This window comes from Acidipropionibacterium thoenii DSM 20276 (genome assembly GCF_000423445.1).
Classification (GTDB): domain Bacteria; phylum Actinomycetota; class Actinomycetes; order Propionibacteriales; family Propionibacteriaceae; genus Acidipropionibacterium; species Acidipropionibacterium thoenii.
Map to the genome: position 1 here is coordinate 134,359 of NZ_AUHZ01000006.1, position 25,710 is coordinate 160,068.

A 25,710-nucleotide genomic window follows, 5' to 3' on the forward strand; every position below is an offset into this window, starting at 1 on the left:
TGCGGGGGCAGGAGGGAGGCCACGGATGGCCTCGCCTGGGGACGCCGGTGGGGGGCAGGACGGACGACATGGAAGGCGGTGCCGGTAAGGATGCATCCTCCGGCCAGACGCCCTACCCCGGGGACGCCTCAGGGGTTGGCGACCCTCAGGAGTTGGCGGGGGTCGACGGGGTCGGCGCCGCGGGGGTGAAGTCGGGCCGGGTCGCGGCGATCACCGGGACGTCGAGGGTGATCGGGTCGGAGTGGCTGAAGGAGATCGTGATGGCAGCCAGCAGACCATCGGTCAGGTCCGGTGAGGAGACCTGGACGCCGGGGTCGGTGAGGTTGAGCCCCTTGTTCGCGGTCAGCGGCACCCGGGTGGTGCTGGGGGACAGCTCGGAGCCGTCGGCGTCGTCGGGCTTCAGCGCCCGCCCGGTGACCCCGGTGATCTCGTCGTCGACGCTGGATACCGCCAGTCCGGTCAGTCTGGCCTGGCCATCCTGGGCGACCAGAGCGACGTTGCGCAGCTTGACGGTGGTGTTGGAGGCATTGACCCCGGCGGCCTGGGTGTAGGACCGGATGACCTTGGGCTCCATGCTGCACGCCGTCATCGCAGGCAGCAGCAGGGTGGCCGCCGCCACCACGAGAACCGCTTTGCTGGCGAACTTGCGCGCGCTGGTCATGGTCATCTCCTGCAGGTGTGGATTCAGCCGCTCCCGGCCTGAGCCGGTGAGCCGAGCCTAGCTGATTGACGCCGCCGCCGGGCGGGCCCGGCAGACCGTCCTGCGCAGGTTTGCGCAGGGTTCGGCAGCGAGCATCTGGCAAGCGCCGCCGGATGGCCTCACCCGCGTCCCGCCGACGCCATCAGCCCGGCCGAACCGGGACGCCGGGACGGGCCCGACCGGCAATGAGGACCCTCCGACAAGGGGATGAGCGACAGGGGAGCACCAGAGGCCGCCTGCCTAGTCAGCCCGGAGAAAGTGGCTCCAGATCGGCGTGTCGGGCACAGATTTGGCCGGAAGTCAACCCCTTGGTATAGGGTGTAATTGCGGATGACTAGGGACGACACCTTCCTCTCAGGGCTTTTTCATGGTAGGATGGACCCCTGAAAGGGGTTGCCTACATGACTTTCAACGTCGGCGAAACGGTTGTCTATCCCAATCACGGGGCGGCGGTCATCGAGGATCTCGAGACCCGGACCATCAAGGGCGAGGAGAAGCTCTACTTGGTCCTGAGGATCATCGGACAGAACGACCTGGTCGTCAGGGTGCCGGCGTGCAACCTGGATCTCGTCGGAGTGCGAGATGTCGTGGACGAGGAGGGCCTGGCGAAGGTCTTCGACGTGCTGCGCAAGACGCAGGTCGAGGAGCCGACGAACTGGTCCCGTCGCTACAAGGCCAATACCGAGAAGCTTCACAGCGGCAACATCATCAAGGTCTCCGAGGTGGTGCGCGACCTGTGGCGTCGCGAGCGTAATCGTGGGCTGTCCGCCGGTGAGAAGCGGATGCTCTCCAAGGCTCGTCAGATCCTGGTCTCCGAGCTCGCTCTGGCCGAGAAGGTCGAGGAGGACAAGGCCGAGGAGATGCTCGACGAGGTGCTGGCCTCCTGAGCCGGCTCGTCCCAGGTCTCTGAACAACACAGTTCGAGGGTCCCACGAGATCTCGTGGGACCCTCGAACTGTGTCCTGGCCGCCTCAGCCGACCTCAGGGGACGATCGCGTACTTCGATCCGCGCCCGGCGGCCATGTCCTCCAGGGAGTCCACCAGAGCCTCCAGCGGGCGCGACTCGGTCACCAGATCGTTGCCGTCGACGATCCCCGACACGAGCATGTCGACCGCCGTGGCGACGAACCGCGGGGTGTGATGGAAGACGCCCTTGATGAGGAACTCGTTGTAGTGCATCGCGGTGGTGTCCAGTGGGAAGGAGGCGCCCGCCTTGGTGCCGCCGAACATCACCCCGGTGCCGCCGGGGCGAAGGGATGCCAGATTCTGCTCCCAGACGGGGGCGTAGCCGGTGGCCTCGATGCCGACGTCGGCCCCGCGGCCGTGCGGGGTGTGCCGCTTGATCTGCTCCGCGGCCTGGGAGGGTGTCGTGCCGGGCTCCAGCTGCACGGTGTCGACGGCTCCCATAGCCGCAGCCTGCTCCAGACGCCAGGAGGTCTGGTCGACGGCGACCACGTGAGCTCCCGAGGCGGTGGCCAGCCGGACGAACATCAGCCCGATCGGGCCGGCGCCGTGGACCACCACGGTGTCGCCGAGCTCGATACCGGCGTCATGGATGCCGTGGACCACACAGGCCAGCGGCTCCAACGGGGCAGCCGCGGTGAAGGACACCGAATCGGGCAGCAGATAGGTGTTGCGGGCGGCGATGGCGGCCGGGATGACGACCTGCTCGGCGAAAGCGCCCCACAGGAACTGGAGATTCTCGCACAGTGACTCGCGGCCCTTCTGGCAGGCCCAGCAGTGACCGCAGGGCACGGTATTGGCCGAGACGACGCGGTCTCCGGGGGTGAACCTCGTCACCCCCTCGCCGACCGACTCCACCACTCCGGCCACCTCATGGCCGAACCTGCTGGGGGCCGGGGGCATCAGGTGATGTCCCCGCCGATAGGTCTTCAGATCGGTGCCACAGGTGGTGGCCGCCTTGACATCGATCCGGATCTCGCCGGGTCCGGGTTCCGGGGACTCGACGTCCTCCAGACTCAGGTCCCCGGGGCCGTTGAAAAACCACGCTCTCATGTGTGTCCCTTCGCGGTAGTTCGTCTGTCCAGTGGTGGTGCGCACATGCCGTGCGCAGCGATGCGGGAGATCAGTCCCGGCTGCCCGGCAGATAGCCGGACCCGGTGATCTCGGTCATCGCCTCCTCGAACTGGTCGGTGGTCAGCAGTGCCGGGGTTCCGGCGGTCCGCGCGATCACCCACACCTTGCAGACCCATTCCAGGTAGTCGCACAGCATGTAGGCCTCGGCCAGATCCTTGCCCCAGCAGGCGGCACCGTGGTTGCGCAGCAGCACTGCCTTGCGCCCGGCCATCGCCGCCGAGACGTTGTCGGCCAGCTCCTGGGTGCCGAACCGGGCGTAGTCGGCCACCCGCACCGAGCCACCGTGGGGTGCGAGCATGTAGTGGATCAGCGGCAGCGAGTCGCACAGCGTGCCGGCCACCGTCCCGTAGACCGGATGGGTGTGGATGACGGCGGCAGCCTTCGGATCGCGAGAATAGATGAGCTCGTGGAAGGGCACCTCGGTGGACGGTTTCAGGTCGCCCTCGAGCTGATGGCCCGCCATGTCGAGCAGACAGATGGACTCCGGCGTGAGATCCGGGTAGGGCACTCCGGAGGGGGTGATGAGAACATGGTCATCGACTCGGACGCTGATGTTCCCGGAGGTACCCAGGGTCAGGCCGTCGTCGAGCATCTTCATGCAGTAGTCGATGATCTGTCGGCGGGGGGTCGGGTACTGCATCGTGGTCTCCCTCAGGCCTGGCTGGAGATGGCGTCCAGGACGCCGGTCAGGGCCTCCTGGAGCTCCTCGGGGGTCCCGGTCAGCAGCTGCTGGTAGGACTGCTCGTCCTGGAGCAGGGAGATCACTGAGCCGAGCATGTCGGTCTGGTTCTGGGGATCGGTCACCAGCGGCCAGATGGACAGTCGCACCGCAAGCTCACGCTCCGGGTCGTCCATCGCGCAGAACGGCGTGGTCTGGGCATTGCGACAGACCAGCACGCCGGGGGTGATGACATGTTCGGGGTCGATATGGGGGATCGCCACCTGGCAGTGGCCGAAGTCCAGGCCTGTCGGGTACTTCTCCTCACGGGCGCTGACGGCGTCCAGGAAGGTGTCGCGGACGGCTCCCTCGGCCAGCAGCCGGGCGTTGACGCTCTGGTAGAGGGCCTCCCGGGAGTCGGTGTCGGCGTCGACGACGATGAATTTGGGTGCTTCGGACATGATGACGGAATTCCTTTGGAGACAGAGGAGTGTGAGAGGTGGGGGTTGGTCCGCGACCTCTGAGGTCTCGGCGGACCTCAGCCGCGGACCCCGGGCGGAAGAACACCCGGGTCACGGCTGAGAGGGGCTCCGGGCGGGGCCCCGATGGAACGGCGCCGGGCCTGTGTGTGCAGGCCCGGCGCCGTCCCGGGGTTGTTCAGCGCACCGGCAGGCGGCGGCGTCGCCCAGTCGAGAGGCCGAACTGCTGATCTCGGAAACGGAGGAGATAGTTCGGCACCCCCGTCATCTGAGCTACCACCGCGTCGGGCTGGCAACGGCGGATCCACAGCCCGCCCGGCCCGGCGGGCATCCAACGATGCTTCGACGCGGTGTCCTGGATCACCGGGACGAGGTGCTTGCGCAGCGCCCGCTCCGATGCCTTCTTACCGTTCGGCATGCTGAACAGGGTGGCGCGCATGGCTCGTTCGGCGTCCTTGATGACATGGTGGGCGACCACGATGATGGCCAGCCAGGCCACCAGAGGGACGACGATCCAGGTGAAGTGAGCGACGTAGAAGGCCACGACGGACCGCCACCAGCTCCCCAGCACCAGATCGAGCATGCTTTCAACCATTGTCGATCACCACCCCGCTCCGGCGCCCTGGGCTTCCGCCTCGGCAAGTGCCTTGCGCTCTTCTTCCTCGGCCTCGAGCTCGTCAGCGCTCATGTACTGCTCGCGGTCCTCGATGCCGGGCTTGCCGCCACGGATCACGTGGGCGAAGAAGGTGACGTAGCAGACCAGCGCGATGGCGAGCAGGATGATGCTCCAGACGATGAACGCCGTGCCATATGCCTTCGCCTGGGCGAATACGAAGAAGAAGGCGAAGAAGTAGGCGATCAGGTGAGCGCCGGAGTCGATCGAGGAGATCTGGCTGGCGCCCTGCGGAATGGTGAAGTTCGCCTGATGGGCCAGGATTGTCGTCGCCGGCGCCATGAACGTTCCGATGGTGAGCATGCAGGCCACGAAGAAGGTGCCGATCGCGGTACCTCGGGCGATATTGCCTCGGCACCATGTCGTCGCCCAGACCGCGAAGAACGGGGTGTCGGCGAGGTCGGCGAAGGGCAGCATCTGGTTGAGGTGCAGGTAGCTCATCAGCACACCGAGAGCCAGCGTGATCGGGACCAGGATGATGGCCACGGACATGTTGGCGGGGTAGCCGACCAGGATGGCGGCATCCAGGCCGATGTTGAGCTCACGGTCGGGGTAACGCGACTTGATCCAGTCCTGAGCGGCGTCCGACAGCGGGATGAGGCCCTCCATCAGCAGCGCAACCATGCGCGGCAGAAGCAGCATGACGCCGCCCATCGAGATGCCCACCAGCACGATGCCCTTGATCGCGGTGCCCCAGGCGCCGCCGGTCATGTCGGGGAAGTAGGCCAGCAGGCCGATGACAGCACCGAGGATGGTGCCCATCACCATCGGCTCGGCCCAGGAGCCGAACTTGTCCTGGATGTACTCGGGGGTCATCTTGTTGTGACGGAAGCCGGGGACGTGGTCGAGCACCTTGTTGAGGCACCAGCCGACCGGGGCCCAGGAGACGGTGTCGGTGTGAGCTGTCGTGACGCCGGGGATCTTGTAGTAGTCCTGGATGACCGGGGCACAGATGTCAGCCAGCTTCAGCACCACGACCAGCGTGATGAGGCCGATCAGCAGACCGAGCCAGAAGTTGCCGGTGGCGATGTAGACGAAGGCCGACGAGAAGATGAAGTGCCAGAAGTTCCACATGTCGACGTTGAGTGTGCTGGTCCACTTCAACGCGATCATGCCGAGGTTGATGGCGATGCCGAGGATGAAGATCCACGGCACCACCTTGGCTGTGCCGAAGGAGATCGCCGCAGCGACCGGCCAGCCGGCGTCGATGATTGGCAGGTTGAGGCCGGTGTTCTCGATCATCTTCTGAGCGGCCGGCCCGAGGGTGCTGGTGAGCAGGCCGATGACCAGGTTGATGCCGATGAAGCCGATGCCGATCGTCAGTGCTGCCCGGATGGCCTTACCAGGCTTCATTCGGAAGAACAGACTGAGCAGGAATATGATGATCGGCAGGACGACACTCGCGCCCAGACCCAAGATGTACTGGATGACGGTTGTGACTGTTCCCATGATGGAAGGTGCTTTCTTCTGTCATGAGGGTCCTCGGCCGGGCTAGGGTCGAGGGCCCTTTCCATGTGTGGATGATGTGCTCGACGGGGTCGAGCCGGCTGGGGCGGCGAGACGCACGGCCAGGGCTAGTGACCATGCCTCTCGTGGGCCCGGATCAGCCCTTGAGATCGGCAGCGATCTCGTCGGCGAGCTTGTCGGCACCGACGCCGGTGAGGAATGCGACTCCGCGGTAGACCTTGATGTCTGCGGAAGGGGCCTTGACGACCGTGGTAGAGACGATGACGTCGGGCTTGAAGGACGAGGCCTGAGCCGGCACCTCGACCGCTTTGCACTCCTTCATCGTTGCGTTGATGCCACGGTCCTTCAGCAGGCGCTGAAGCTTGTTGGCTACCTGTACTGATGTGGCGATACCGGTGCCACAGCAGACCAGAACCTTCTTGCTGATCATTCTGTCCGTCTCCTTTGATCGGTGGAGGGTGGTGGCCCTGGGCCGCATCCTCCACGGTTCGGGCAGCTTCTCGCATCCCGACTCCGGTGGGAGCCATTCTGTGGGAGCGGGTTGCTGCCTGTGAATATTGATCGGCCCATCTTGCACTCATGTGCAGGTGACCTTGAGTCACCTAGTGGGTCGGGGGTGGCGCGGGCCGCAGCCACCTCGCAGATTCTATGGTTTTTCGTTCAGGATCGTTGACGAGGGGTCGGCGCACTGGGCGGACCCCCGGACCGGTCTCAGTGCTCGCCGCCGAAGAAGGTGCTCCACGGCAGATCCAGCGGGGCGTCGTGCGCCACGATCTGGTAGAGCGCCCGCAGCAGCGGGAAGTGATCTGAGGGCACCACGCCGCGCGCGATGAGCTTCTCGACAGCCTCGCCGACGACACCGATCGCGGCGACCCCCTCCAGGGTGACCCCCTTCATCTTGACATTGCGGATCTCGGAGAAGGCGACTCCCTCACCGACGTAGGTGCCGGCGCGGACGTTGCGACCGCCCATGGTGGTGACGAACATGTCTCCGACCCCGCCGAGGTTCTCGGTGACCAGCGGGTCGCCGCCCATCAGGACGACCATTTCCTTCAGCTCGCGGGCGCCCTCGCAGAACAGCGCTGCCGCGTAGTTGTACAGCACGTACTTGTCGTTCTGCTTGCCGGCCTTCTTCAGCATGCCGGGGGCGAATCCGCCGCCGAAGGCGAAGATGTTCTTCATGCAGGAGCCGACCTCGTTGCCGATGAAGTCGGTGGAGGTCCAGATGTGGTAGTAGTCCGTGCGGTACAACGGGGCGAGCTTCTCGGCGATCTCCTGCTTCTCGGCGCAGAAGGTGACGCAGGTGAGGTGGTGGACCGCCAGCTCGCCGGCGATCGAGGGGCCGACGATGGCAGCCCAGTCCACCTGGTCGGCCAGCGGGCCCATCTTCTCCTTGAGGACGTCGGGGAGGATGTGCAGGGTGCCGTCCTCGTCGGCGCGCATCCCCTTGGTGATCGACAGGATGATCTGGCCGGGCTTGGCGAGGGTGGCCAGCTGCTCGCCGGCCCACTCGACGCCGAAGGAGTTGACGCCGCTCATGATGATGTCGGCGTCCTTGACGGCCTCGGCGGCCTCGGTGAAGTAGAAGGGCTTGACGGACTCGGGGATCTTGAGCCCCAGCACCGGGTGGGTGCCGTCCGCCTTGATGGAGTCGATGATCTCGTCGTCGAGGTGGGTGCCGATCAGGTTGACCTCGTTGCCGTTCTCGGCAGCAGGGAAGGTGAGCGCGGTGGCCATGATGCCTGCGCCCAGGACTGCAATCTTCGCCATGATTCTCCTTCTGTGCGGGCACACCGGCGTGGGCTGTCGGAGCCTTGGCCGTGCGCCATGATGACGTCTTGCCCGGGTCGGGTGAGTGTCCCGGTGATGGTCGGCGGGGTCAGCGACAGTGCTGAAGCGGACCTGGTCGAACCGACGAGAAGACGCTAACCCCGACGCCTCACCGAAGTCCCGCTCGACGGGGGTTCTGCACAAATGTGGGGCGACAGGCTCGTGTGTGGGGTGTGGTCACTCCTGCTGGCCTGCCGTGGTTCGGTTGCTCAGCACGGCCTCGGCGACCTCGGAGTCGGTGACCACCTCGGTGCACAGCCCCCCCGACAGCGCGGCCCCCATCGCCTCCGCCTTCTCCAATCCTGCTGCCACCGCGATCACCCGGGGGGATCGGCGGACCGCCTCGAGATCCATCGACAGCGTCCGGGCGTCAAGATCCGGGTCCACCGGATGGCCCGAGGAGTCCACGAAATGGCTCATCACGTCGGCCTTGGCCCCGGAGGCGCGCAACCGGGCCATGTCCCCGGGGGAGATGTGGCCGGCTCCCACCAGCACCGAGCCGTTGTCGGCGGGCCCGGGGGAGTAGACCAGCAGGTCCGCGTGGGAGGCCATCTCCAGGGTTCTGGCGACCGAGGTGTCGGCGCGCAGCATGGTGCACAGCTGTGCCGAGCCCAGCACGGTGGGTGCCTGCAAGGTGATGGCACGGCCGCGGCCGAGTTCGGCCATCATCACCACCGATCGGCCGACCAGGTCGTTGCGGGTGATGGCCACCCCGCCGTTGGTCTGCACGACAGTGACCTCGCGGGTCCAGCCGGGACGGAGGTGGCGGACCACCTGGGCCAGCGTCCTGCCCCAGCTGACGCCAATCACCGAGGGTGCTGGTCGCAGCAGGCTGATGTTGTCGGCAGCTGCCGAGGCGATCACGTCCAGGGTGGCCTCCACGCGGCCCTGGGTGGGGACGACGATGGCCCGGCTGAGCCCGAAGCGTCTGGTGAGCTCGACCTCCAGTCGGTGGTGGCGGGCCAGCGGGTGGTCGATGGTGATGTGCACCAGGCCGGAGTCGCGGGCCGACTCGAGCATCCTGCCCACCGTCCAGCGGCTCAGCGACAGCCGATCGGCGATCGCGGACTGGGTCATCTGCTCGAAGTAGTACATCTCGGCGACGTGGAGCACCTCGATGAGGTGCTCGTCCTTGGTCTTGCGCGCCATGGGCATCACTGTAGGGGCAATCGGGTGCCCGATCTCGGGGGTCGGTGGGGACACTCAGCGAAGATGGTCCTGCCGCGCCCAACATGTGTCCGCATATCTGTGACTGACAGGCGTGCAGGCGCCGCGCTGTGCAGTTGGGCCGATTCGAGCATTCTGACTGCCCAGCAGTGACTGCCCAGAGTCTGCCAGTTTCAGGGCTGGTCGCGTTCCGGAGGTCATGTTGGGAGCCGATGCCTGACAAGAAGAGGCTTCAGGGCCGACCAGACGGGCTTGGTTCGCGACCGAGTCGTTCCGGGACCAGCCGATGGATCTTGGCCTCACAACTGATCAGCAGCTCGAGCCTCAGCTGCCACGTCAGTGGAGGTGGTGCGCATTGTCCAGGGCTCTGCTCACGGCTGGTGGAAAAACCCGTGCAGTGTCTTGTGTGCCGCGCGTAGGTGTGCCATGCTCGTCGTGTGGTCGCAAAAAGATGCGAATCACATGCAAATACTTGCACTTCTCGAGACGAAGGAGTTTCGTGATGACCCCTCTACTTGTTGCACCCTGGGGAGGTAGCCAACTCCTGGCGATACCCCTGGATGTCAAATCGAACGCTGTGATGCAGGGCATCGCATGGTTTGCTACGCACTTCATCGGCCTGTTCAAGGCCGCGGCTGAGAGCTTCGTCGGCCTCGCGACGGGTGTGATCCCGTTGCTCCTGGTTCTCATCACCTTCATGTACGCGCTCACCACCTGGATTGGTGAGAAGCGAGTCACGCACGCCGTGCAATGGGCAGGTAAGTACGCGGTCACGCGATACACGCTGATGCCGCTACTGGCGGTCATCATGTTGACGAACCCGATGTGCTACACCTTCGGACGGTTCCTTCCGGAGCGGTACAAGCCGGCCTACTACGACGCCACAGTGTCGTTCGTGCACCCGGTGACGGCCTTCTTCCCGCATGCGAATGGCGCGGAGCTTTTCGTCTGGGCGGGCGTCTCTGCTGGAGTGCTGAAGGTTGACAGCGGTGCATATGCACGGTTGGCGGCGCTCTACTTCCTCGTGGGGCTGATCGTCATCCTCATGAGAGGACTGGTGACTCAAGGTTTCACGAACTTCCTCATCAAGCGTGGCGGGCATGAGGCGGTCTTCCAGAAGTTCGATGAGGACTACGCCCAAGGCCAGATGGAGCGCACTGAGGAGGCAGTGGCATGACAACGGATTTTCCCGCTGTGCGGATCAATAAGGGCGCAGGTGGATGGGGTCCTGGCTTGGTGGTCCGCGTCCATGGCGACCGAAACATCGTTCTCTCCGTCACCGGTGGAGATGAGCATCCGGTAGCCAAGAGGATTGCTGAGCTGACCGGAGGACGGGTGGTCAACGCCTTCAACTCCGGTGCCCCCGATGACCAGGTCATGTGTGCCGTCATCAACTGCGGTGGAACAGCGCGGAGCGGCGTCTACCCGAAGAAGCGCATCCCGACTGTGAACGTCTTCACGGCTTCCCCTGGAGGGCCACTTCAGAAGTACATCACCGATGACATCTACGTCTCGGGCGTGGGGGTCAGCAATGTCGAGACTGCCGAGGCTGGTACCCCAGCTATCGGCGACGATGGCGCTGAGACGGGTCAGGCAAGCCAGCCCCCTCAGCCGGATGGTTCTGATGCCGCAGTGAACAGTACCGCTGTTGGGGAGGTGAAAAAGGAGAGCGCCTTCTCGAGGTTCATCATCAAGTTCGGCGGAGCGATCGGCTACGTAATTACCAGCCTGCTCAACGCGGGCCGGGAAGGCGTCAAGCTGATCCTGAACACGGTCATTCCGTTCATGGCTTATGTGGCACTGATCATGGGAATCGTGAACTACACGGGCCTGGCGAACTGGATCGCCAGGAGCGTGTCGCCGCTGGCAGGCAGCCTCTGGGGTCTGCTCCTGCTCGGCATCATCACGGGGCTGCCAATTCTGTCACCATTCCTTGGCCCCGGCGCTGCGATCGCGCAGATTATTGGCGTGCTTATGGGCGCTCAGATAGCAACAGGAGCTCTGCCGGTGCGGTATGCCTTGCCGACATTGTTCGCCATTGACGGCCAAGTTGGATGTGACTTCATACCGGTGGGTTTGAGCCTCGGCGAGGCGCAATCGGAAACAGTTGATGTCGGTGTTCCGGCGGTGCTCTTCGGCCGTCAGCTCACGTCACCGCTCGCTGTTCTCATTGCATACGGATTCTCCTTCTTGGTGTAGGAGAGTACTGAAGTAGTACATGACATGAGTTGATCCGGGTGGCCAAGTCATTACGAACGGCCACCTGGAGAGATCAGGACAAGGGAGTTTTGATATGGCCACTGTGCTGTGGCAGTCAGAGATAACATTCGTGGGTGAGGATGCCCCAGATCTGCTCGAGGCTGGCGTGATGATCCTCTTTGGAGAGCCTGTGCCTGACGCGCTCGCTGAGGTAAGTGTCGTCCACAAGCTTGGCGGGGCTGCCGCAGTCTCCGCCGCATCGGAGGTGGCTCCGGGTGACGAGGTGCGCTTGGGTGCCGAGGTCTTCACGATCGATGAGGTCGGTGATGTGGCGAATCGGAATCTGGCTGATCTGGGCCACATTGTGGTTTACGTCAACAATCCGGATCAGCCTCTGCTACCCGGAGCACTCAAAGCTCATGGTGCGGATATCAAGACACCGGCGATTGGTCAGACTGTCGCCTTGATAAGGCCATGAGGTGATCTGAATGGAATGGAAATTCGCACTCTACTTGTTCGCCGCAATGATTCTCGCCGTCCCGTTTACTTGGTCTCAGACTCGTCGGTACACCCGAGCCCTACGCGAGATGGCGGATATTCATAACGACCGATCCAATATTCTTGTGTCTGGCAGGGGCCGTGGCAAGATTCGCGGTGCGGTCGTTATGCTAGTCATTAACGCTCAATCCAGAACTATTGTCGAGGCCCGTGTGATGGCTGGCGCTTCAGTATTTGCACCAATTCGCCGAAACCTTGCGTTGGAAGGCCCAGCGGACGATGCAGTCGATCGTGCCGGCGACAAGATGCTCCGCAAGGCGGTGGCTCAGGCTCTCGAACAATTCGACAAGGTCTGCGGAGTCAGAGCGACAGCTACACATCGGACCGTGACTCGGTCAATGCGGCAGACCAGTCTATCCACCACCGCCTGATCGCCACCCATCAGAAGTTTCTCAAGAACAACGAAGTTTTCATCCTTTGAAAGGACATATCCCATGGGATACAGCAAGCGTCTCCTCGCTCGTCAAGCAGAATTCGGTCGTCCAGTTCGCGTCGGAGTTGTGGGCGCGGGACAGATGGGTCGCGGACTTGTCGCACAGGTGCAGCTCGCCCCCGGGCTGGAGGTCGTCGCCGTTGCTGACGTCGACATTGAGCGCGCCACCACCGCTCTGAAGAACGCCGGGCGTGACGACGCCGTCGTCGAGAATGACGTCGCCAAGGCCTCCGCGATCATTGAGGCCGGTGGATCTGTGGCCATCGAGGACGGTCTGTCGATGCCCGAGCTGCCTCTGGACATGGTGCTTGAGGCCTCCGGAGTTCCGGATGTCGCCGCCCAGGTTGCTTATGCGGCTATCACCAATCACACCGACATCGGTCTGATGACAGTTGAGGCAGATGTCACTGTCGGCCTGCTGCTCTCGTCGATGGCCAATGCCGGAGACTCGATCTACACGATCTGCCGCGGCGATGAGCCCATTGAGTGCGTGAAGCTCGTCGAGTACGCCGAGGATCTCGGTCTTGAGGTCGTGGTGGCGGGCAAGGGTAAGAACAACCCGAACCGTCCCACTGATGTCCCCGACGACGTCGTGGAAGAGGCTCGGATCAAGAAGATGAACCCGAAGATGCTGTGCTCTTTCACTGATGGCACCAAGACGCAGATCGAGATGTGTGCGCTGTCGAACGCGACAGGGTTCAAGGTCGAGGTCCCCGGCATGCATGGACTTGAGTGCAATATCGACGAGCTTGACCAGAAGCTCGTGCCAGTTGGTGATGGAGGAGTTCGCCAGAGCGACGGTCCCATCGTTGAGTACGTCACTGGAAATGTGGCCCCCGGCGTGTTCGTCATCGTGAAGTCTCCAAATCCGGTCGTCACCGAGGAGCTGCAGTATCTGCGTGTCGGTAAGGGCGAGTACTTCAAGATCTACCGGCCCTATCACCTTGCTTCCATCGAGGCCGACCTCTCAGTCGGCGAGGCAGTGCTGGATCGACACCCCTCCTTCCAGTCGACGACCTGGACCTCGGAGGTCACTGCGGTGGCGAAGCATGATCTGAAGTCTGGGACGAAGCTCGAGGGTATCGGCGGACACCATGTCCATGGCTGGACCGTCGACGCCAAGGAGGCGAGCGCGGCCAAGGCGCTCCCGATTGGGCTGGCTGCTGGTTGCGTGCTGACATCGGACGTCAAGGCTGGTGAGACGGTCACCTACGACGACGTGGAGATTGACGAGACTCGACCTCTGGTGGCCATGCGTCGGCTGCAGGACGCCATGATCGCCAACGGCACGATCGGCTGAGCCAAAGACAGGCAAGTTCGCGATACCGGAGGACTCCGGGTGCACTCGGGAGGCGTCCATGGCTCGCATGGGCGCCTCCCGCCGACAAGAACGTCTCCCGTAGGAAGTAGGGGTAATTCGATGCTGTCCATGAGGTTTCATGCGCCAGGTGATGTGCGCCTCGAGGAGGTCCCTGAGCCAGTCTGTGGATCGGAAGAAGTCAAGATCAGGGTTCGGAACTGCTCGATGTGCGGTACAGATCTCAAGGCCTTCAGAAATGGTCACCAGATGATCAGCCGCGTGACGACCATGGGTCACGAAATAGCTGGTGAAATCGTCGACGTCGGGTCCTCAGTATCAAGCAACTGGTCTCCGGGAGACCGGGTTCAGGCTATCTCCAATATCCCCTGCGGAAAATGCTACCAGTGCCGCCGTGGATGGACCCAAGTGTGCGAAAACCAAAACAGCATGGGCTTCCAGTATGACGGCGGCTTCGCTGAGTTCATGATCGTGCCGGAGGCGATGCTTCGAGCCAATGGTCTGAACAGGATCCCGACGGGCGTTGATTTCGCCGAGGCGAGTGCGGCCGAGCCGTGTTCTTGTGCCATCAATGCGCAAGAGCAGCTGGGTATCGAGCCTGGCGACTTCGTGGTGGTCATCGGAGCCGGCCCGATCGGGTGCATGCACGCTCGACTTGCCAGGAACATCCACAGGGCAGGAACAGTGGTATTGGTGAACCGCCGGCCTGGCAGGTTGGCCAGGTCCGCTGAGCTTGTGCAACCCGACTTCGCCATCGACTCATCGCAGGACGACGTGGTCGACACCGTGATGGGCCTCACTGACGGCCGTGGCGCCGACGTTGTCATCACGGCCACCCCAGCAGGGAAAGACCAGATTCACGCGGTGGAAATGGCAGCACGGAATGGTCGGATATCATTCTTCGGAGGCCTGCCGAAGATTGCGCCGACCATCACGCTTGACTCGAACTTGGTTCATTACCGGCAGCTCCACATCCATGGCACGAATGGCTCCACGCCTGAACACAACCGGCTGGCCCTCGAATACTTTGCAACCGGGACGCTGCGAGCTAACGACCTCATCACCCACCGAATTCCACTCAAGGAGGGCTTGAGGGCCTTTGATGTGCTGGCCAGTGGCGAGGCCATCAAAGTCACAGTCGAGCCGTAAAAGGGTCCAAAGCGGAAAAGTATGCAGGCCAATCAACGGGCGATCATCGGTCCCGCGTCAAATATGCCGTGAACTACATACGAGGAGAAAGTGCTATGAAAACCCGAATTCTGTGTGTTGGAGATGGAGCTGTAGGGACTGCATTGATGGAGGAGCTGAGGCCGCTGGAGAGCCTTGGAGCTGAGATCACCATCGTGCAGGATGCTGATTCCACCACGCTGCCCGAGTACATGGACCGTCTCGCACTGGTGGAAAGGGAAGGCTTGGGGGCGATCTCCTCCTGCCAGGCCTTGCTGGACAACTGTGCCGATGCCGACGTCATCGTTGTGGACGGCACTCCGGTTGGCAGCGATGTCATTGAACGCTCGACTAATCTCAAGCTGGTAGCAGTCTTGCGCGGAGGAGTTGAGAATGCCGACCTCAAGCAGCTCGAAGAGAGGAATATTCCTCTCGTGCATGCGCCCCAGCGCTCTGCCGACGCCGTAGCTGACTACACGATCGGAATGATGATTGCTGAGAACAAGAATATTGCTCGTAGCCACCATCTCATCCTCGAGGGTCAATGGTGCAAGAACTACCTTAACCGGGACTACGTCCACAATATGAAGACACGCACAGTCGGAATTGTGGGGTTTGGTCAGATCGGATCGCGAGTGGCGAAGCGCCTGATTGGATTCGAAAGCAGAGTGATTGCTTTCGATCCGTTCATGTCTACTGCACAGATCGAGAAGGTGGGCGTCACGGCGGTGGACACCCTGGAAGAACTCCTTGAACGGTCGGACTTTGTGACTTTGCACCTGAGGACCTCGCCGCAGACTTATCACATCATTGATGGCCCGGCTCTGGCGCACATGCAGCGGACCGCTTACCTCATCAACACCGCACGATCATCGTTGGTCGATGAGGCGGCCCTGGTCGAAGCGCTCCAGCAAGAGCGGATCGGGGGAGCGGCTCTCGACGTGTTCGACATTGAACCGTTGCCTAGCGATCACCCATTCCTGAGCCTGCGGAATGTGACGCTCACGCCGCATATAGCTGGTACGTGTGCAGATACCTGGCACGCATCTGTGGAGATCGGACTGGAGGAGTTGACCCGCTACCTCAAGGGTGAGGCTCTTCAGAATCGCAGGATCTGACTCCTGGGGCTCTCGACTCCCGTAGGGTTGAGCGGAACCTGTGAGAGCATCGCCCGTGTGCGGGCCACCGTCCACGCAAGGGCAGTGGGCGTTGTTGCAGAACACGGAGTCGAGAGGGGGAGATGCAGTCATGGCTCCACGTCGGGACGTGCAGACCTTGGTCAAGGTCGCGACGATGTACTACGCGGAGGGACAGAACCAGTCTGCTATTGCCAAATCCCTTGGCATCTCCACGTCCAGCATCTCCCGGATCCTCGCTCAGGCTCGAGACGACGGCCTTGTCACCGTGATCATCCGGGACCCGTCCAAGGCGGTTGAGCGTCGCACTGACCTTGAGAATGCTCTGGTGAAGGAGTTCGGACTGCATCGTGCTTGGGTCGCCGCGATAGGGCCGGGCTCGCGCTCACTGGATGAGGTCGGGAGACTGGCCGCTGAGGTCTTCGTGGAGTACACCGCGCAGGTGAGGTCAGTCGGGCTCAGCTGGGGGCGCACAGTCAGGGCATTCGTGCAGTCCGTGCCTGATCAGCCGACAAGCTTGCCGCTGGAGCTCTACCCGCTGTCAGGTGGGATGTCGGACCAGGATGCCAACCTGTCTGGCAACGCCGTCGTCCAAGAGCTTGCTGGCCGCTGCGGCGGTCACGCCCATCGAATTGATGCCCCAGCCATTGTTCAGTCTGCCAGGACTGGAAAGGCGATGCTCGATGAGCCGGTGGTCGCCCGGGCATTGGAAGCAGCTCAGGACTGCGATCTCGCCATCGTTGGCGTGGGATCGATGGGTGTGCACTGGTCAGCCGGACTTGTTCGCTCGATGAGACTCGATCCAGAGCAGTTGGAACAGGTACGCGCCGCCGGGATCGCTGGTGACGTGTGTGGCAGATTCATCAATGATGATGGGAAACCGGTCCTCACACCTGCTGATGATCACGTCATTGGACTGACTTTTGAACAGCTCTCCCATATCGAACGCGTGATGGGAATCGTGTCCGGTGCGGAGAAGTCCCGAGGAGCAGCGGCTGTGCTCAGGTCGGGGATTCTCACCGGCATCGTGCTTGATGAGAATTTGGCTGAAGTGGTGCTTTCGGCGTCCTGAGCGCAGCCGCAACAATGCTATCTGCTGTCCTCGCCGTGTTCTCCGTGGGGCGGCCCGACTATCCGCGATCCGGATGGGTCGTTCGTCAGCTCAATTTTCATGCCACGGCCTGGTCGGCATCGTAGATGCATGTCATGAACGCCTTGACATTGGATGCGATTGCTTCAGTTGCAGCGCTCGCGACGTCAGGATAGACGAAGACATCAGAGTGTTGGTCGAGTAATCTTCGGGCACCGTCCAATCCAGCTTTGACCGAGTAGGTGTAGTAGTTGATCTTCCTCACCCCTTCGGCGATACATCGGCGGTATTCTTCGTTGCTGAGACCGGAGCCGCCGTGCATGACGATCGGGACTCCCGCCTCGCGCCGCAGACTCCTTACGAGGTCGAAGTTTAACTTCGGTTCGCGGTGATACAGGCCGTGGACGGTACCGAACGAAGCGGCCAGGCAGGTGACTCCGGTGCGTTCCACAAACTGTTTGGCCACGGCGGGGTCGGTGTAGAGAGCTTCATCCGCGACTCCCTGATCGGGATCGCCGTTCTCGTTGCCAGTCATCACTCCCAGCTCTCCCTCAACGCCAGCGCCGTAACCGTCAGCGATCTGGACAGCTTCTGCGGTCGTCTCGACGTTGCGCTCGAACGGCATACGTGATCCATCCAGCATCACCGAGGTGAACCCCAGCTCCAGGCCAGTGCGGATGTAGTGGAGATCCTCACCATGGTCTATATGAACCACGCACGGTACCGAAGCTCGTTCGGCAAGGGAGACCATTGCTGGCCCGATATCGGTGATCCTATTGATTTTCTCGTGACTTTGGGCGTGGGCCAAAATTACCGGAACATTGAGCTGCTCGGCTGCTCTTATCGTGGCCACCAGTGACTCAAAAATAGGTGTGTTGACTGCGGCAATTGCGCATTGATGATCCTCGGCGTAGTCGAGGGCGTCTTTGAGACCGATGAGCATGACGTCACTCTCCGATGACAGCGACTTTAATCTTGCGGTCGCGTTCGCGGTTGGGGTCCCAGTCGACGAAGTAGATGTAGCCCACAGCGCCGATCTGGAGAGCGGAGTTGTCGATGACGAAGGTCTGGGATGCTCCGATGAGCGTACCGCGAAGGTGGGCCTCGGTGTTGAGGAGACTCTCCAGATCGGGCACCAGAATCGTCGAACCGGTGCTGGTAGCGCCGTCGGTCATGTTCTGAACTGCCTCGACGTGAGCGGGTCCGGGGTGGTGATACTGGTTGTTGGTCATGCAGCGGGGGAAGATCTTGTCCAAACCCTCGTTGAGATCGGCTTGGATATATTCGTCGCCGGCGAAATCTACGTCATGGCAGTACTCCTCGAAGAACACAGAGCAGGTGGTATGCGTCGACGCCACTGTGCAGATGCCTGATTTGACTCCCGATGCTGCGACGATGCGGCGCACCTCATCGGTGATCTCGAAATAGGTGGGTCGGCCGGCCTTGGACCGAACTTGGATGGTGTCAATGTTGACGGTCATAGTTTAGATTTCCTTCTTGTTACTTGCTGTGCAGGTCCTTCTGAACAGTCGAAGCGATATGAGGATTGGGGGTTGCGTCTAGCAGCCTGTTGCGGCGGTCCTTTTCGGCGCGCAGGGCGGTGAGCATGTCAGAGATGGTGGACCGCCAGTCTGGTGCACAGACGATGCCACTGGTTCCACCCGAGGCGTCGGCTCCGAGCGCCAGTACTCTTGCGACGTCCTCACCGGTGGACACGCCCGCTCCCTGGAGCACCATGATGGCGGGGTTGACCTCCTTGACCGCGGCGGTGGAATCCCGGATGTAGTCGTCAGTGGTGAGCGAGCCGGTGCCGATATTGGAGGAGGGCTCGCAGATCATCACGTCGGGTCCCAGCTGTGCGACCACCCGACACTGGGCGATGGAGTCGGCGCAGACCACTGTGGCGAGCCCGACCTCACGGGCGCGCATCAGAGCGGCGTCCAGCTCGGCCAGGGTGAGGGGGTGCTCGGCGTGATTGAGCACCACGGCCCGGGCCCCGGCCGCCACCAGTGACTCCGGCAGGATGTGCCCCATCCCTCGGCCGGGATTGATGGGGTCCATGTGCTGGGCGGTGACGATCAGTCTCTCCGTCTGCTCGGAGACAAGCCGGATGTCTGCGTGCTGGACGGTGAACATGATGTCGACACCGAAGTCTTGGCTCAGGCCGTCGGCAAGCTGGGCGAGTTCCAAGGCCTGGTCGCCGTAGAGATAGGCCTTCGGATTGATGATGAGAAACGGAGCCTCGATGACCCGATTCATCTGACCTCCAAGGGAGTAGATGCAAGATATTGCCCGTAAGGGGAAAATTTGTGCGTACTGGAATCATCCCACGGAGGTTCGAGGTGCACAAGCCCACCGGGAAGGTTCGCGCGTCACCTGCCTGAACCTGGCCACCCGATCTGGCCGCCACCGCGGTTTCGGCCGACGATAGAGTCACGACCATGGCAGAACCCGTGGTGGCCCTCGTGATGGCTGCCGGTATCGGCACCAGGTTCGGTGGGCCGGTCCCCAAGCAGGTCAAGGAGCTCACCGGCAAGGCGGTGGTGGCGGTGGCGGTGGAGGCGATGGCCGCCGGCGGCTGCACCGATGCAGTGGTGGTGGTCAAGGGCGGTATGCACAACCACTTCCGACTGGCCCTGGCGGCGTCCCCCATCCCGGTGCGGTTCGCCACCGGCGGCGCCAGCCGCCAGGAGTCGGTGCACCACGGCCTGCAGCTCATCAAGAACCATCCGCAGCTGTGCCAGGCGCGCAAGGTCCTGATCCATGACGCCGTGAGGCCGCTGGTGCCGGCCTATGTCGTCGAGGATGTGCTGGCCGCCCTGGACGCCGGGGCGGTCGCGGTGACCCCGGCGGTCCCGGTGGTCGACACCATCCGCCAGCTGGACGGCGAGACCTCCACGGTGATTGACCGATCCACCCTGCGAGCTGTCCAGACCCCCCAGGGATTCGACCGGGAGGTCATCACGGGCTGTCACGAGAGGCTGCACGAGGAGGGCGGGGAGGTCACCGATGACGTCACCTGCTGCCAGAACTACGGCTACCCGGTGGAGCTCGTCGGAGGCTCACGGATGGCACTCAAGATCACCGAACCGCTGGATCTGGACATCGCCGAGACGCTGCTCAAGGCCACCGCGGGAGCCGGCCACCACTCCGGACGCCGGGTCCGCAGGGTGCTCAGCGGGATGGATCCCCGACCCTCGCACCGGCGTCGCGGATGATCCCGCAGATCCGCACCGGCATCGGTACTGACGTCCACCAGCTGGTGGACGGCGTGGAGATGCACCTGGCCGGGTTGTTCTTCCCCGATGAACCGGCCGGGCTGGCCGGGCACTCGGACGGTGATGTCGCCGCCCACGCGATCTGTGATGCCCTGCTCTCGGCCGCCGGGCTGGGGGATCTCGGTGCCAACTTCGGCACCGATCGTCCCGAATGGGCCGGGGCTGCCGGGGCGGCATTCCTGACCGAGACGGTGAGGATGCTGGCCCGGGCCGGCTGGCAGGTGGGCAATGTCGCCGTTCAGGTGATCGGGAACCGCCCGAGGATGGCGGCGCGGCGCCACGAGGCCGAGGCACTGCTCACCGATGTGGTCGGTGCGCCGGTCTCGGTCTCAGCGACCACCACAGATCACCTCGGACTGACAGGGCGGGGCGAGGGGGTCGCGGCGATCGCCACCGCTCTCATCGGCCGGCAGGGCTGAAGCCGGCGCGACCGGCACCAGGGGCTCCACCACCGAGGTGGGCGAGGCCGCCGGCACCGCGGTCGGGAGGACCGGCGGCGCACTGCCGGCCAGCTCATCGGCGACCAGTCGGCGTCGCAGCACGAGCCAGGCGATCGTCACCGGCACCAGGGCGAGGAACCAGGCCAGCGGCGCCGCGATGCACACCCCCAGGAATCCGATGTGACCGACGAGCACCAGACCGGCGATGATCCGCACCACCAACTCCATCACCCCGGCCATCGTCGGCACCGAGGTCGACCCCAGGCCCTGGACCGTGTTGCGCAGCAGGAACAACAGTGCCAGCACCCAGTACAGCGCAGAGTTGATGACCAGGTAGCGGTGCGCCAGGGCCACCACGGTCTCCGCCCCGGAGCCCACGAACACTCTCACGACGGACTGTCCCCACAGGTAGATCATCGCGCCGAGCAGGACGCCGAAGCAGCTGGCGATGATCCCTGTCCGGAAGACGCCCACGCGGATCCGGCGGGGTTGAGCGGCTCCCCGGTTCTGCGCCACATAGGTGGTCATCGCTACTCCGACCGAGGCCAGCGGGGCGACCGCCATCTGGTCGACGCGCATCGCCGCGGTGAAGGCGGCAACCGTCTCGGATCCCAGGTTGTTGACGCCGTACTGCAGGATGGCCGCCCCGGTGGCGATCACCGACATCTGGAATCCCAGGGTCAGACCCAGCCGAAGCGACTCGCGCAGCTCGTCGTGGGTGACCGCCAGATCGGCTCGACTGAGCCTCAGAATCGGCATCCGGCGTCTGATCAGTACCAGGCACAGCACCACCGATAGGCCCTGGGCGACGACTGTGGCGGCCGCAGCGCCGCCCACTCCCATGCCCAGACCACCGACGAACAGGACCACCAGCCCGGCATTGATCAGGCACGAGATCACCAGGAAGATCAACGGCGTCCGCGAGTCGCCCAGGGCCTGGATCATCGCGGACAGGAAGTTGAAGGCCACCATCGCCGAGGAGCCGGCGCTGAGCACCATCAGGAACACCGTGGAGTCGTGGACCAGTTCGGGGGGAGTGTCCATCCAGCCCAGCACGGTGCGGGCCCCCGGCGTTCCGGCCAGGGTGGTCCCCACCGCGATCCCCGTGATGATGACCAGCCCGGCGGCCACCCGTCGGCGCACCGCCGGCAGGTCGCCGGCTCCGAACGCCCGGGCCACCGGGATCGCCAACCCGGTGGAGGACCCGATGGAGAAGCCGATCAGGAAGAACTGGATGCTTCCAGATGCCCCGACCGCGGCCAGCGCATTGACTCCGAGCAGGCGGCCCACCACGGCTGCATCGGTGAAGGAATATGCCTGCTGGAACAGGTTGCCGATCAGCAGCGGGAGGGTGAACAGCAGGATCAGCCGCACCGGAGGTCCGGCGGTGAGGTTCTTCGTCATGATGTGCCCGCCAAGCTATCGCAGTATGGAGCTGATATGGGGATCGGCGTCCAGCAGGCCGGTGAGTCGGGAGCTTCCCCAGACGCCGACCACCTCCGCCGCTGCGAGGTCACCGGGCTCGGTTGCCACCAGCCACGAGTGGTCGTCGGGCCAGATCAGGTCGGGACTGTGTCGGAAAGCCATTCGGCCCATGGTGCTCTCCCACCTCGTGACGGCCTCCAGCCGTCCACGGAACAGGGCGAGGTCACGGCCCTGGAAAGTGAGCGGGTTGTGCAGCATGTCGTCCCACCACTGCCTCAACAGGGCCCTCTGACGGGCACCGAAGGCCGCCATCCGGACCCCCTTGTCGGCCGCCCAGATGGAGGCTTTGGCCAATCTGCCCGGCTCATCGGGGATCAGGACGGGAGTACCGAACTCGCCTCCCCAGAAGCCTGCTCGGCCGGTCCACTGGCCGTAGGTGACCTCGATGCACAGGTGAGCCGGTGTGGCCTGCCGCAGGCATCCGACCAGACCTTCCAGGGCATCGTCCGGCAGGCCTTCCGGGCCGCAGGCGAGCCTGCGATGCTCCTCGAACCGGTCGTCCAGTGCGCCGGGCTCCTCGAGATCGGCCAGCCAGGACGCGAAGTGCAGGTCGTCGGTGCGGCTGATGGGCATGACGACATCCTGACATGGCCACTGCGTGACCCCGTCACCGGCCCGGTGCCGGGGCCGCCCAGGGGTGTTCGGATCAGCTGGTCTGGGCGCTGTCGTAGCGGCGCAAGGTGTTGGCGGTGATCTGTTCCAGATCGATCTCGTGGCCCAGCCCGGGGGAGGTCGGCACCTGGACCCAGCCGTCGGTGGCGATCACCGGCGGGACGATGACGTCGCGGGCGTAGTACTTGTCGGACCCGGAGACGTCGGAGGGCAGCGTGAACCCGGGCAGCGAGGAGATCGCCACATTGGCGGCCCGCCCGATCCCGAACTCGTGCATCCCCCCGCACCAGACCGGGATCCCGGCGTCCCTGGCGATGTCATGGGCCGCCCGGGCCACCGTCAGCCCGCCCATCCGCGAGACCTTGATATTGAGCACCCGGCCGGCCCTCAGGGCGATCATCAGCCCCAGATCGTGGAGATCCTCGACCGACTCGTCGAGGCAGATGTCGGTGGCGATCCGTTGCTGGAGGCGGGCATGGCCCAGCAGATCGCGGGGAGCGAAGGGCTGCTCGATCATCGTCAGCCCGAAGTCGTCCAGCTCCTTCAGATGAGACATCGTCTCGTCATCTGAGGTGTAGACGCCGTTGGCATCGACATGCATGTCCAGCTCCGGGAACTCGGCGCGCACCGCGCGGACCGGCTCGATGTCCCAGCCGTGGCTGATCTTGAGCTTGACCCGGTGATACCCGGCCGTCACCTGGTGTTCGACCTGGCTGAGCAGGTCATCGATGGTGGCCTCGATCCCCAGTGAGACGCCGGCCCGCACCTGGCTGCGGGTGCCCCCCAGTGCCGATGCCAGCGAGACTCCCTGGGCGCGCGACCACAGATCCCAGGCCGCCCCGACCAGGCCGGCCTTGGCGAAGAAGTGACCGCGGATCCTCGACCAGAGCGCGTCGACCTGTTCGGGATGGTCCCAGTCGGCGTCCAGCACGGTGGGCAGCAGGAAGGCGGTGGCGATGTCCCAGGCCGTCGAGGTGGTCTCCGAGCAGTAGAAGGGTCCCGCCGGAGAGGCGATCTCCCCCCAGCCGGTCTGGCCGGCTGCGTCGGTGAACTCGACGAGGATGTGGTCGAGGGTGGACTTGGCATGCGAACTGGTCTGGAACCGGTGGACCAGCGGAAGCCTGACCTCGAAGAGCCTCGCTCGGGTGATTCTCATGAGTTCTGGTCGCTCTCCTGTGGGTCGTCGCTGTCGTCTGCCATCTTGTCGTCACTGTAGATGCCGGCGTCCTGATCCCAGTAGATCCCCAGCGCCGTGGTGGCGGTGTCGCGGTTGGCCAGCCGGCGTCTGGCCCCCTTGGCCGAGGCGCTGGCCAGGGAGCTCAGCAGGTGGCACACCGCAGCCATCGCGGTGGGGGAGTCGGCGAAGGAGGCCGAACCGGTGTCGACCAGGATGAGCACCGAGGCGTACTCGGCCAGCGGTGCGTCGGCACCGTCGGTGACGACCACCAGACGCCCTCCCGACTGTGCGAACAGCCGCCCGAGCCGCACCGTCTCGATGCGGTAGCGGCGCAGGCTGAACACGATGCAGACGTCGGAGGGGCGGACATCGCTCAGCACATCGGTGGCGCTGGGGCCATCGCCGATGAGCATCACGTTGGGAAGAGTGGCCGCCAGATCGGCATTGAGCAGGGCTGCGTAGGCGGCCGATTTGCCGGCCCCGGCGATGTACTTGCGGCGCGAGGCCAGGATGAGGCCGGCGGCCCGGGACAGGCTGGAGTCGGTGGCCAGGGTCGCGAAAGTGGATTCCAGTGAGGCCCGCTCGGCCTCCATCAGGTGGGCCTGAAGTGCCTCCCCGCTGAGGCTGGGACGCAGCCGCAGCATCCGGTCGCGAGGGCTGGCCGGTCCCCTGCTCGTGGTGGGGCCGGCGCTGCCCCCGGTGGCGGAGCCTGCTCCGGAGCTGGTCTCGGCCGTGCTCACAAAGCTCCTCCGCGGTCCGGTACCGCCCGGTAGACCGACAGATCGGGTCCGAGCCGGCGGCAGGAGACGAGCACCAGTCCTGACCCCATCACATCGGACAGCGTCGTGCGCAGCCTGTCGCGGACCTCCTCGGTGCCGTCCTCGGAATGGTCACCCGCCACGATGCCGGAGGGGATCGGGATCCACGCGCCCTCGCCGTCGGCGACCGCAGTGGCCGGCTCGGCGTCTCTGAGGTCATCGGGGATCGGCAACTGGTGCTCCTCGTCGTAGCGGTCTGCGGCGTCTCGCAGATTCCACTCCACGATGGCGCGGTCGCTGTGCGGTCGGCCGTAGTAGTCGACGACGAACTCGCGGCCCACCCCCTGCAGGGAGTCGAGATTGAAGTGGCCGTTGCGGGCGAACAGCGGGTTGTACCCCCAGCGCATGTGACTGGCGCCCCAGTCCCGGGCCACCTCGGCCTGGCGCAGTTTGAGGATCCTGCCGATCCCGTGGCCCTGCATGCTCGGGTCCACCACGGCGGCCTGGGAGTAGTGGAAGGGCTTGTGGGTCTTCGGGGCGAGGGCCGAGAACCCGTAGGCGAAGCCGACCAGGGCGCCGTCGGGGAAGTCGCGCTGCACCCCTATCGAGGAGCCGCCGTTGCGGCCCAGCGCGCTGAGCAGGTTCGCGTTGAGGGATAGTTCTGGCAGGTCGTAGTTGAAGGCGCGGCGGTACAGCCGGGCCGCCTCGCCGAACTCCCTGGCCTCGGTCAGGGTGCCGCAGTACAGCTTCACCACCGGATTGCTTGCGTCGAGGCTGTCGGCGCCGCCCCTGGGCTCGGCCGAGATCTCCCTCATGTCCTCCATGGTGCTGAAGATACGTTTCATATGTTGCGTCCTTGTTACCGGGGGGAGATCTGGCGGAAGTCCCTAGGATGACCCGATAACACGTTCGCACAAGGATGAACGGCCAGCTCAGGGGTGCCTGGAGGATTCCCGGAAGCTCACGGCTTATGATCGGTAAAAACGAG

General features: G+C 64.1%; 28 protein-coding genes. 11 read left to right on the forward strand and 17 right to left on the reverse strand.

Going from position 1 to position 25,710, the window contains the following annotated elements; translation table 11 throughout:
• Nucleotides 1-145: 145 nt before the first annotated feature.
• Complete coding sequence (locus G554_RS0101810) at nt 146-661, reverse strand: hypothetical protein (protein WP_051232187.1); 516 nt, start codon at nt 659-661, stop codon at nt 146-148.
• Nucleotides 662-1,101: 440 nt separating this feature from the next.
• Between G554_RS0101810 and G554_RS0101815 the strand changes: the two genes are divergently transcribed.
• On the forward strand, nt 1,102-1,587 hold the full coding sequence (locus G554_RS0101815) for a CarD family transcriptional regulator (RefSeq protein ID WP_027586568.1): 486 nt from the start codon (nt 1,102-1,104) through the stop codon (nt 1,585-1,587).
• A gap of 94 nt (nt 1,588-1,681) precedes the next feature.
• Here G554_RS0101815 and G554_RS0101820 read toward each other — a convergent pair whose 3' ends face one another.
• The 8 genes from G554_RS0101820 to G554_RS0101855 form a co-directional block, all read right to left on the reverse strand.
• Nucleotides 1,682-2,716 (reverse strand): zinc-dependent alcohol dehydrogenase, encoded by a 1,035-nt coding sequence (locus tag G554_RS0101820; RefSeq protein WP_027586569.1) that lies wholly within the window; start codon nt 2,714-2,716, stop codon nt 1,682-1,684.
• 70 nt (nt 2,717-2,786) lie between these two features.
• Nucleotides 2,787-3,437: a class II aldolase/adducin family protein gene (locus G554_RS14100; RefSeq protein ID WP_036924082.1), complete on the reverse strand. Its 651-nt coding sequence runs from the start codon at nt 3,435-3,437 to the stop codon at nt 2,787-2,789.
• Between the two features lie 11 nt (nt 3,438-3,448).
• Nucleotides 3,449-3,916 carry a PTS sugar transporter subunit IIA gene (locus G554_RS0101830; RefSeq protein WP_027586570.1) on the reverse strand — a complete coding sequence of 156 codons (468 nt, stop codon included), beginning with the start codon at nt 3,914-3,916 and terminating at the stop codon, nt 3,449-3,451.
• A gap of 196 nt (nt 3,917-4,112) precedes the next feature.
• The gene (locus G554_RS0101835) at nt 4,113-4,529 is read right to left on the reverse strand and encodes a hypothetical protein (protein ID WP_154654135.1); all 417 of its coding nucleotides are present in this window, start codon (nt 4,527-4,529) and stop codon (nt 4,113-4,115) included.
• A gap of 6 nt (nt 4,530-4,535) precedes the next feature.
• Entirely contained in the window at nt 4,536-6,056 is a 1,521-nt protein-coding gene (locus G554_RS0101840; RefSeq protein ID WP_027586572.1) for a PTS galactitol transporter subunit IIC, read from the reverse strand.
• A gap of 154 nt (nt 6,057-6,210) precedes the next feature.
• Entirely contained in the window at nt 6,211-6,504 is a 294-nt protein-coding gene (locus G554_RS0101845; RefSeq protein ID WP_027586573.1) for a PTS sugar transporter subunit IIB, read from the reverse strand.
• A 281-nt stretch (nt 6,505-6,785) separates the two neighbouring features.
• Nucleotides 6,786-7,844: an NAD(P)H-dependent glycerol-3-phosphate dehydrogenase gene (locus tag G554_RS0101850; RefSeq protein WP_027586574.1), complete on the reverse strand. Its 1,059-nt coding sequence runs from the start codon at nt 7,842-7,844 to the stop codon at nt 6,786-6,788.
• Between the two features lie 237 nt (nt 7,845-8,081).
• Complete coding sequence (locus tag G554_RS0101855; protein ID WP_027586575.1) at nt 8,082-9,053, reverse strand: sugar-binding transcriptional regulator; 972 nt, start codon at nt 9,051-9,053, stop codon at nt 8,082-8,084.
• Between the two features lie 520 nt (nt 9,054-9,573).
• On the opposite strand from G554_RS0101855, the gene srlA reads away from it, so the two are divergent.
• The 8 genes from srlA to G554_RS0101890 all read left to right on the forward strand — a co-directional run bounded on the left by srlA (nt 9,574) and on the right by G554_RS0101890 (nt 16,954).
• Nucleotides 9,574-10,248 carry a PTS glucitol/sorbitol transporter subunit IIC gene (gene srlA / locus G554_RS0101860; protein ID WP_211220390.1) on the forward strand — a complete coding sequence of 225 codons (675 nt, stop codon included), beginning with the start codon at nt 9,574-9,576 and terminating at the stop codon, nt 10,246-10,248.
• Nucleotides 10,245-11,270, forward strand: a complete 1,026-nt coding sequence (gene srlE, locus G554_RS0101865) for a PTS glucitol/sorbitol transporter subunit IIB (RefSeq protein WP_027586577.1) — start codon at nt 10,245-10,247, stop codon at nt 11,268-11,270. The genes srlA and srlE overlap by 4 nt, the downstream gene beginning before the upstream one ends.
• A 94-nt stretch (nt 11,271-11,364) precedes the next feature.
• Nucleotides 11,365-11,748 (forward strand): PTS glucitol/sorbitol transporter subunit IIA, encoded by a 384-nt coding sequence (locus tag G554_RS17060; protein WP_084648228.1) that lies wholly within the window; start codon nt 11,365-11,367, stop codon nt 11,746-11,748.
• A gap of 10 nt (nt 11,749-11,758) precedes the next feature.
• Nucleotides 11,759-12,199, forward strand: coding sequence for a transcriptional regulator GutM (locus G554_RS18625; protein WP_084648229.1), 441 nt, complete (start codon nt 11,759-11,761; stop codon nt 12,197-12,199).
• 144 nt (nt 12,200-12,343) lie between these two features.
• Nucleotides 12,344-13,561, forward strand: a complete 1,218-nt coding sequence (locus tag G554_RS0101875) for an NAD(P)H-dependent oxidoreductase (RefSeq protein WP_245569913.1) — start codon at nt 12,344-12,346, stop codon at nt 13,559-13,561.
• 120 nt (nt 13,562-13,681) lie between these two features.
• On the forward strand, nt 13,682-14,728 hold the full coding sequence (locus G554_RS0101880; RefSeq protein ID WP_027586580.1) for a zinc-dependent dehydrogenase: 1,047 nt from the start codon (nt 13,682-13,684) through the stop codon (nt 14,726-14,728).
• Nucleotides 14,729-14,823: 95 nt separating this feature from the next.
• Entirely contained in the window at nt 14,824-15,864 is a 1,041-nt protein-coding gene (locus G554_RS0101885; RefSeq protein ID WP_027586581.1) for a 2-hydroxyacid dehydrogenase, read from the forward strand.
• Between the two features lie 130 nt (nt 15,865-15,994).
• Entirely contained in the window at nt 15,995-16,954 is a 960-nt protein-coding gene (locus G554_RS0101890; protein ID WP_027586582.1) for a sugar-binding transcriptional regulator, read from the forward strand.
• Nucleotides 16,955-17,051: 97 nt separating this feature from the next.
• On the opposite strand, the gene G554_RS0101895 is transcribed toward G554_RS0101890, so the two are convergent.
• Genes G554_RS0101895 through G554_RS14105 form a run of 3 tightly spaced genes read right to left on the reverse strand, consistent with a single transcriptional unit; the run spans nt 17,052 to nt 19,231 of the window.
• Complete coding sequence (locus G554_RS0101895) at nt 17,052-17,915, reverse strand: class II fructose-bisphosphate aldolase (RefSeq protein ID WP_027586583.1); 864 nt, start codon at nt 17,913-17,915, stop codon at nt 17,052-17,054.
• A gap of 4 nt (nt 17,916-17,919) precedes the next feature.
• A complete protein-coding gene (locus tag G554_RS0101900; protein WP_027586584.1) occupies nt 17,920-18,453 on the reverse strand; it encodes a YjbQ family protein in 534 nt (177 codons plus the stop codon).
• Nucleotides 18,454-18,472: 19 nt separating this feature from the next.
• Entirely contained in the window at nt 18,473-19,231 is a 759-nt protein-coding gene (locus G554_RS14105) for a triose-phosphate isomerase (protein ID WP_084648230.1), read from the reverse strand.
• A gap of 182 nt (nt 19,232-19,413) precedes the next feature.
• On the opposite strand from G554_RS14105, the gene ispD reads away from it, so the two are divergent.
• On the forward strand, nt 19,414-20,190 hold the full coding sequence (gene ispD / locus G554_RS0101910) for a 2-C-methyl-D-erythritol 4-phosphate cytidylyltransferase (protein ID WP_027586585.1): 777 nt from the start codon (nt 19,414-19,416) through the stop codon (nt 20,188-20,190).
• Nucleotides 20,187-20,669 (forward strand): 2-C-methyl-D-erythritol 2,4-cyclodiphosphate synthase, encoded by a 483-nt coding sequence (ispF, locus tag G554_RS0101915; RefSeq protein ID WP_036924084.1) that lies wholly within the window; start codon nt 20,187-20,189, stop codon nt 20,667-20,669. The genes ispD and ispF overlap by 4 nt, the downstream gene beginning before the upstream one ends.
• Here the strand turns inward: ispF and G554_RS14110 are convergent.
• From G554_RS14110 to G554_RS16555, 5 genes are all read right to left on the reverse strand, one after another.
• Nucleotides 20,580-22,094 carry an MATE family efflux transporter gene (locus G554_RS14110; protein WP_071162128.1) on the reverse strand — a complete coding sequence of 505 codons (1,515 nt, stop codon included), beginning with the start codon at nt 22,092-22,094 and terminating at the stop codon, nt 20,580-20,582. The two genes, ispF and G554_RS14110, sit on opposite strands and share 90 nt — an antisense overlap.
• A gap of 15 nt (nt 22,095-22,109) precedes the next feature.
• Entirely contained in the window at nt 22,110-22,748 is a 639-nt protein-coding gene (locus tag G554_RS0101925; protein WP_027586587.1) for a hypothetical protein, read from the reverse strand.
• Between the two features lie 73 nt (nt 22,749-22,821).
• Entirely contained in the window at nt 22,822-23,943 is a 1,122-nt protein-coding gene (gene menC / locus G554_RS0101930; RefSeq protein WP_027586588.1) for an o-succinylbenzoate synthase, read from the reverse strand.
• Nucleotides 23,940-24,704: a MurR/RpiR family transcriptional regulator gene (locus G554_RS14115; protein WP_071162129.1), complete on the reverse strand. Its 765-nt coding sequence runs from the start codon at nt 24,702-24,704 to the stop codon at nt 23,940-23,942. Before G554_RS14115 ends, menC begins: the two co-directional genes overlap by 4 nt.
• Nucleotides 24,701-25,567, reverse strand: a complete 867-nt coding sequence (locus G554_RS16555; RefSeq protein WP_051232189.1) for a GNAT family N-acetyltransferase — start codon at nt 25,565-25,567, stop codon at nt 24,701-24,703. The genes G554_RS14115 and G554_RS16555 overlap by 4 nt, the downstream gene beginning before the upstream one ends.
• Nucleotides 25,568-25,710 lie beyond the last annotated feature (143 nt).

What these genes read in the sequence shown, in the direction of transcription:
- G554_RS0101925 (WP_027586587.1), bottom strand. Translation starts at nt 22,748, where the DNA reads ATGCCCATCAGCCGCACCGACGACCTGCACTTCGCGTCCTGGCTGGCC.
- G554_RS0101885 (WP_027586581.1), top strand. Translation starts at nt 14,824, where the DNA reads ATGAAAACCCGAATTCTGTGTGTTGGAGATGGAGCTGTAGGGACTGCA.
- G554_RS0101845 (WP_027586573.1), bottom strand. Translation starts at nt 6,504, where the DNA reads ATGATCAGCAAGAAGGTTCTGGTCTGCTGTGGCACCGGTATCGCCACA.
- G554_RS0101855 (WP_027586575.1), bottom strand. Translation starts at nt 9,053, where the DNA reads ATGGCGCGCAAGACCAAGGACGAGCACCTCATCGAGGTGCTCCACGTC.
- G554_RS0101880 (WP_027586580.1), top strand. Translation starts at nt 13,682, where the DNA reads ATGCTGTCCATGAGGTTTCATGCGCCAGGTGATGTGCGCCTCGAGGAG.
- G554_RS0101850 (WP_027586574.1), bottom strand. Translation starts at nt 7,844, where the DNA reads ATGGCGAAGATTGCAGTCCTGGGCGCAGGCATCATGGCCACCGCGCTC.
- G554_RS16555 (WP_051232189.1), bottom strand. Translation starts at nt 25,567, where the DNA reads ATGAAACGTATCTTCAGCACCATGGAGGACATGAGGGAGATCTCGGCC.
- G554_RS18625 (WP_084648229.1), top strand. Translation starts at nt 11,759, where the DNA reads ATGGAATGGAAATTCGCACTCTACTTGTTCGCCGCAATGATTCTCGCC.
- G554_RS14110 (WP_071162128.1), bottom strand. Translation starts at nt 22,094, where the DNA reads ATGACGAAGAACCTCACCGCCGGACCTCCGGTGCGGCTGATCCTGCTG.
- G554_RS0101840 (WP_027586572.1), bottom strand. Translation starts at nt 6,056, where the DNA reads ATGGGAACAGTCACAACCGTCATCCAGTACATCTTGGGTCTGGGCGCG.
- G554_RS14105 (WP_084648230.1), bottom strand. Translation starts at nt 19,231, where the DNA reads ATGAATCGGGTCATCGAGGCTCCGTTTCTCATCATCAATCCGAAGGCC.
- G554_RS17060 (WP_084648228.1), top strand. Translation starts at nt 11,365, where the DNA reads ATGGCCACTGTGCTGTGGCAGTCAGAGATAACATTCGTGGGTGAGGAT.
- ispD (WP_027586585.1), top strand. Translation starts at nt 19,414, where the DNA reads ATGGCAGAACCCGTGGTGGCCCTCGTGATGGCTGCCGGTATCGGCACC.
- srlA (WP_211220390.1), top strand. Translation starts at nt 9,574, where the DNA reads ATGACCCCTCTACTTGTTGCACCCTGGGGAGGTAGCCAACTCCTGGCG.
- G554_RS0101890 (WP_027586582.1), top strand. Translation starts at nt 15,995, where the DNA reads ATGGCTCCACGTCGGGACGTGCAGACCTTGGTCAAGGTCGCGACGATG.
- G554_RS0101895 (WP_027586583.1), bottom strand. Translation starts at nt 17,915, where the DNA reads ATGCTCATCGGTCTCAAAGACGCCCTCGACTACGCCGAGGATCATCAA.
- srlE (WP_027586577.1), top strand. Translation starts at nt 10,245, where the DNA reads ATGACAACGGATTTTCCCGCTGTGCGGATCAATAAGGGCGCAGGTGGA.
- G554_RS0101815 (WP_027586568.1), top strand. Translation starts at nt 1,102, where the DNA reads ATGACTTTCAACGTCGGCGAAACGGTTGTCTATCCCAATCACGGGGCG.
- G554_RS0101875 (WP_245569913.1), top strand. Translation starts at nt 12,344, where the DNA reads ATGGGTCGCGGACTTGTCGCACAGGTGCAGCTCGCCCCCGGGCTGGAG.
- menC (WP_027586588.1), bottom strand. Translation starts at nt 23,943, where the DNA reads ATGAGAATCACCCGAGCGAGGCTCTTCGAGGTCAGGCTTCCGCTGGTC.
- G554_RS0101835 (WP_154654135.1), bottom strand. Translation starts at nt 4,529, where the DNA reads ATGGTTGAAAGCATGCTCGATCTGGTGCTGGGGAGCTGGTGGCGGTCC.
- G554_RS0101820 (WP_027586569.1), bottom strand. Translation starts at nt 2,716, where the DNA reads ATGAGAGCGTGGTTTTTCAACGGCCCCGGGGACCTGAGTCTGGAGGAC.
- G554_RS14100 (WP_036924082.1), bottom strand. Translation starts at nt 3,437, where the DNA reads ATGCAGTACCCGACCCCCCGCCGACAGATCATCGACTACTGCATGAAG.
- G554_RS0101830 (WP_027586570.1), bottom strand. Translation starts at nt 3,916, where the DNA reads ATGTCCGAAGCACCCAAATTCATCGTCGTCGACGCCGACACCGACTCC.
- ispF (WP_036924084.1), top strand. Translation starts at nt 20,187, where the DNA reads ATGATCCCGCAGATCCGCACCGGCATCGGTACTGACGTCCACCAGCTG.
- G554_RS0101810 (WP_051232187.1), bottom strand. Translation starts at nt 661, where the DNA reads ATGACCAGCGCGCGCAAGTTCGCCAGCAAAGCGGTTCTCGTGGTGGCG.
- G554_RS0101900 (WP_027586584.1), bottom strand. Translation starts at nt 18,453, where the DNA reads ATGACCGTCAACATTGACACCATCCAAGTTCGGTCCAAGGCCGGCCGA.